The 4,213-nt window shown below is 60.0% G+C and carries 4 protein-coding genes; 1 reads left to right on the forward strand and 3 read right to left on the reverse strand.

From position 1 onward, the window contains the following. Nucleotides 1-45 precede the first annotated feature (45 nt). Entirely contained in the window at nt 46-1,254 is a 1,209-nt protein-coding gene (coaBC, locus tag ACIP1X_RS27930) for a bifunctional phosphopantothenoylcysteine decarboxylase/phosphopantothenate--cysteine ligase CoaBC (protein WP_400755884.1), read from the reverse strand. Between the two features lie 135 nt (nt 1,255-1,389). On the opposite strand from coaBC, the gene radC reads away from it, so the two are divergent. After that, nucleotides 1,390-2,064 (forward strand): DNA repair protein RadC, encoded by a 675-nt coding sequence (gene radC / locus ACIP1X_RS27935; RefSeq protein ID WP_400755885.1) that lies wholly within the window; start codon nt 1,390-1,392, stop codon nt 2,062-2,064. A 135-nt stretch (nt 2,065-2,199) separates the two neighbouring features. On the opposite strand, the gene ACIP1X_RS27940 is transcribed toward radC, so the two are convergent. Then, the gene (locus ACIP1X_RS27940; RefSeq protein WP_008086803.1) at nt 2,200-3,786 is read right to left on the reverse strand and encodes an ABC transporter substrate-binding protein; all 1,587 of its coding nucleotides are present in this window, start codon (nt 3,784-3,786) and stop codon (nt 2,200-2,202) included. A gap of 74 nt (nt 3,787-3,860) precedes the next feature. Then, nucleotides 3,861-4,213, reverse strand: a 353-nt coding sequence (locus ACIP1X_RS27945; protein WP_400755886.1) for a hypothetical protein, incomplete at its 5' end; no start/stop codon positions are given.

Here is a 4,213-nt window from a genome sequence, read left to right on the forward strand (position 1 = left end):
AGTTGCGTGGGTCGAGGTTCTTGGCTTTCTTTGCGTGGATGTAAATTAAACCTGGTTCAGTCGTTCGGCGATAATAGTGACCAGTTGGCGAGCGATCTTGCTCTTGCTGGTCTGGGCGAAAACCGTGGCGTGCAGCTCACGGTCAATCACGCTGCAGGCGTTTTCTTCGCTGTTGAAACCGATGCTCGGGTTGGCGACGTCGTTGGCGACGATCAAATCGAGATTCTTGTCCTTCAGCTTGCGTGCAGCGTAGTCGAGCAGGTGTTCGGTCTCGGCGGCAAAGCCGACACTGAACGGACGGTCGGGACGGGTCGCGATGGTGGCCAGAATGTCTGGATTGCGCACCATTTGCAGGACGAAGCCATCACCGCTCGTAGGATCTTTCTTGAGTTTTTGCGGGGCGATGACTTCCGGGCGGTAGTCCGCAACCGCTGCCGAGGAAATGAACACGTCGCACGGGATCGCGGCTTCACACGCCGCGAGCATGTCGCGGGCGCTGACCACGTCGATACGCGTGACGCGATCCGGCGTCGGCAAGTGCACCGGGCCGCTGATCAGCGTGACGCGGGCGCCGGCTTCAACCGCTGCTTCGGCGAGGGCAAAGCCCATTTTTCCGGAGCTGTGGTTAGTGATGTAGCGCACCGGATCGATGTTTTCTTGAGTCGGGCCGGCAGTGATCACCACGTGTTTGCCGGTCAGTGCCTGGCGCTGGAAGCAGTCTGCCGCGCACTGTGCGAGGTCAGTGGCTTCCATCATCCGGCCCATGCCGACGTCGCCGCAGGCCTGACTGCCCGAGGCCGGGCCGAAGGTCTTCAGGCCACGGCTTTCAAGGAGTTGCAGGTTGGCCTGGGTCGCCGGATCGCGCCACATCGCCTGATTCATGGCCGGCGCGACAGCGACGACAGCGTCAGTGGCGAGTACCAGCGTGGTCAGCAAATCATTGGCAATGCCTTGCGCCAGACGCGCGAGCAGGTCGGCGGTGGCCGGGGCGACCAGCACCAGATCGGCCCACTTGGCCAGCTCGATGTGGCCCATCGCGGCTTCTGCGGCCGGGTCGAGCAGGTCGAGGTGCACCGGGTGGCCGGACAGCGCCTGCATGGTCAGCGGGGTGATGAATTCGGCGCCGCCGTGGGTCATGACCACGCGCACTTCGGCGCCCTGGTCGATCAGGCGACGAACCAGATCGGCGCTCTTGTAGGCCGCGATGCCGCCGCCGACGCCCAGAACGATGCGTTTCCGATACAGCCGCTGCATAGGTCTGCCTTTCATTTCGTGGGTGAAATACGTGGCGAAACCCCCTCCCCAGGGTGAATCCGCCCGCAAAAAAGATGGGCTAAGATATCACAGCGACCGCTACGGAACAGCGGCGCCCACAGACAGGGAAGTGCTATGAGTATTCGTGATTGGCCTGCGGCTGAACGCCCGCGGGAAAGGTTGTTGGAACAAGGTGCGGCGAGTCTTTCGGATGCGGAACTGCTGGCGATTTTCCTTCGTACCGGCGTGCCGGGGAAAAGTGCTGTGGATCTGGCGCGGCATTTGTTGAGTCAGTTCGGCAGCCTGCGTTTGCTGCTTGAGGCCGATCAGGACGCATTCAGCAAACAATTGGGCTTGGGGCCTGCAAAGTTTGCGCAGCTGCAAGCGGCGCAAGAAATGGGTAAGCGGCATCTGGCCGAGCGCTCGCGCGAGAAGCCTGCGCTGGAGAATCCACAGGTCGTCCGCGATTACCTCAAAGCCATGCTGAGGCATGAGCCGCATGAGGTGTTCGGCTGTCTGTTTCTCGATTCAAAACATCAGGTGCTGAATTTCGAGGCCTTGTTTCGCGGATCGATCGACAACACCAGCGTGCATCCCCGGGAAGTGGTGAAGCGTGCGTTGGCTAACAACGCGGCGGCGGTGATCCTCTGCCATAACCATCCGTCGGGGAACACTGATCCCAGTCAGGCTGATCGATTGCTGACCAAGCGACTGCAGAAAGCTTTGGATTTGATTGATGTGCGGGTGCTCGATCACTTCATCATCGGTGACGGCGAGCCGCTGTCGATGGCGGAGTGTGGCTGGATGTAATCCTCAAAGAAACAACACAAACCCCTGTGGGAGCGAGCCTGCTCGCGAATCCGGTGTGTCAGTCAGCATTTTTGTTACTGACGGACCGCTTTCGCGAGCAGGCTCGCTCCCACATTGGGAACCGTGCAGGGCAGGTTATTTGAGGTTGACCTTGGAGTAGTCCTGGCGGCCGAACGGGCTGACGGCGTAGCCCTGCACGTCCTTACGCGTCAGCGCATACGCGGTCGGGTGCGCCAACGGCAACCACAGCGCCTGCTGCTGAATCTGCGCCTGCGCCTGCTCGTACAGCTTGGTGCGTACACCTTGTTCGCTGGTGGTCTTGCCGGCGCTGATCAGCTTGTCCAGATCGGCGTTGCAGTAGCGCGCGAAGTTAGTCCCCGACTTGACAGCAGCGCAGGAAAATTGCGGCGTGAGGAAGTTATCCGGGTCGCCGTTATCGCCCGCCCAGCCCATGAACAACAGATCATGCTCGCCCGCCTTGGCGCGACGAATCAGCTCGCCCCACTCGATCACGCGGATTTCCGCCTGAATACCGATCTCTGCCAGATCCGACTGCAACATCTGTGCGCCGAGGCTTGGATTCGGATTGAGCAGGCTGCCCGACGGACGCGTCCAGATGGTGGTCTGGAAACCATCCTTCAAACCGGCCTTGGCCATCAGCGCCTTGGCTTTGGCGATGTCGTGCGGATAGCCCGGCAGACTCTTCGCGTAGCTCCAGGTGTTTGGCGGGTACGGGCCGTTGGCGGCTTCGGCGGTGTCTTCAAACACAGCCTTGATGTAGTTGGCCTTGTCGAACGCGAGGTTGATCGCCTGACGCACTTCCGGCTTGTCCAACGGCGGGTGCTGGCTGTTGATGCCAACGAAAGCGGTCATGAACGCGTCAGTCTTTTCGACTTTTAATGTCGGCTCTTTCAGCGCGGCTTGTACGTCGAGTGGCTTCGGCGACAGGGCGATCTGGCATTCATTGCGTCGCAGCTTTTGCAGGCGCACGTTGGCGTCCGGGGTGATGGCGAAGATCAGCGGATCGACCGCAGGCTTGCCACCGAAGTAGTCCGGGTTGGCCTTGTAGCGGATCGCCGCGTCTTTCTGGAAACGATTGAACACGAACGGGCCGGTGCCGATTGGCTGGCTGTTGAGCTTGTCCGTCGCGCCGGCCTTCATCAGTTTGTCGGCGTATTCAGCGGAATAGATCGAGGCGAAGCCCATGCTCAGGGTCGCCAGGAACGTCGAGTCCGGGTGATCAAGGGTGAAGCGCACGGTTAGCGGATCGAGGGCGTCGATCTTCTTGATCAGTGCTGGCAGTTGCATCGACTGCGCATGCGGGAAGCCGCTTTGCGCGACTTTGTGCCAAGGGTTGGCCGGGTCGAGCATGCGGTCGAAGCTGAATTTGACGTCTTCGGCGGTCAGTTCGCGACTCGGCTTGAAGTAATCGGTCGTGTGAAATTTCACCTGCGGATGCAGTTTGAACACATACGTCAGGCCATCGGTGCTGACTTCCCAACTGTCGGCCAGGCTCGGCACGACTTTGCCGCTGGCGGTGTCGAAATCCACCAGACGGTTCATCAGCACGTCGGCCGAGGCGTTGGTGGTGGTCAGCGAGTTGTATTGCACCACGTCGAACCCTTCCGGGCTGGCCTCGGTGCAGACGCTCAGCGCGGCGGCCTGGGCTAGAGGGCTCAGCAGGAGCGGGGCGAGCAACAGGGGTAGGGCAGCGAGGCGCATGGTCGGTTTCCTTTTACAGATCGAAGGCCCATCTGCAAGTGCAGTCTGGAAAAGGCCTACCCTAGAGGGCTGGATTACAAATGACTATCCCCTTTTTGCATTTTAAGGGCACAGTGATGGCGGTTTTTCAGACCACGGCGCTGCGCAAAAAGTCTGAAAGCCGTGTGCAGACGATTTTCTTCGACGAGTGGTAAAAACCGGTGCCGGCCTTTATCCAAAGCGTTCGCAGGCCGGAAAAACGCCTTTTTGTGGATTGATTGCACACGGAAAGTTGTTGCACCCCGGTCTTTCTGGTATAAAGCAGCGCTCTTTTCTAGGGGCCCGGTTCCTTCACTGTAGGTGTAGCCGGTAAGACCTCTAAAGAAACGCGGCGCCTGGCGCCAAATGACTGAGAGATTAAGCGGCCAACCCATGCCGGGTTGGGCAT

This window comes from Pseudomonas sp. NPDC088885 (genome assembly GCF_044750025.1).
Lineage (GTDB): Bacteria > Pseudomonadota > Gammaproteobacteria > Pseudomonadales > Pseudomonadaceae > Aquipseudomonas > Aquipseudomonas rustica.

Excerpts from the sequence above, each read along its gene's own strand:
- coaBC (WP_400755884.1), bottom strand. The coding sequence starts at position 1,254 with ATGCAGCGGCTGTATCGGAAACGCATCGTTCTGGGCGTCGGCGGCGGC.
- radC (WP_400755885.1), top strand. The coding sequence starts at position 1,390 with ATGAGTATTCGTGATTGGCCTGCGGCTGAACGCCCGCGGGAAAGGTTG.
- ACIP1X_RS27940 (WP_008086803.1), bottom strand. The coding sequence starts at position 3,786 with ATGCGCCTCGCTGCCCTACCCCTGTTGCTCGCCCCGCTCCTGCTGAGC.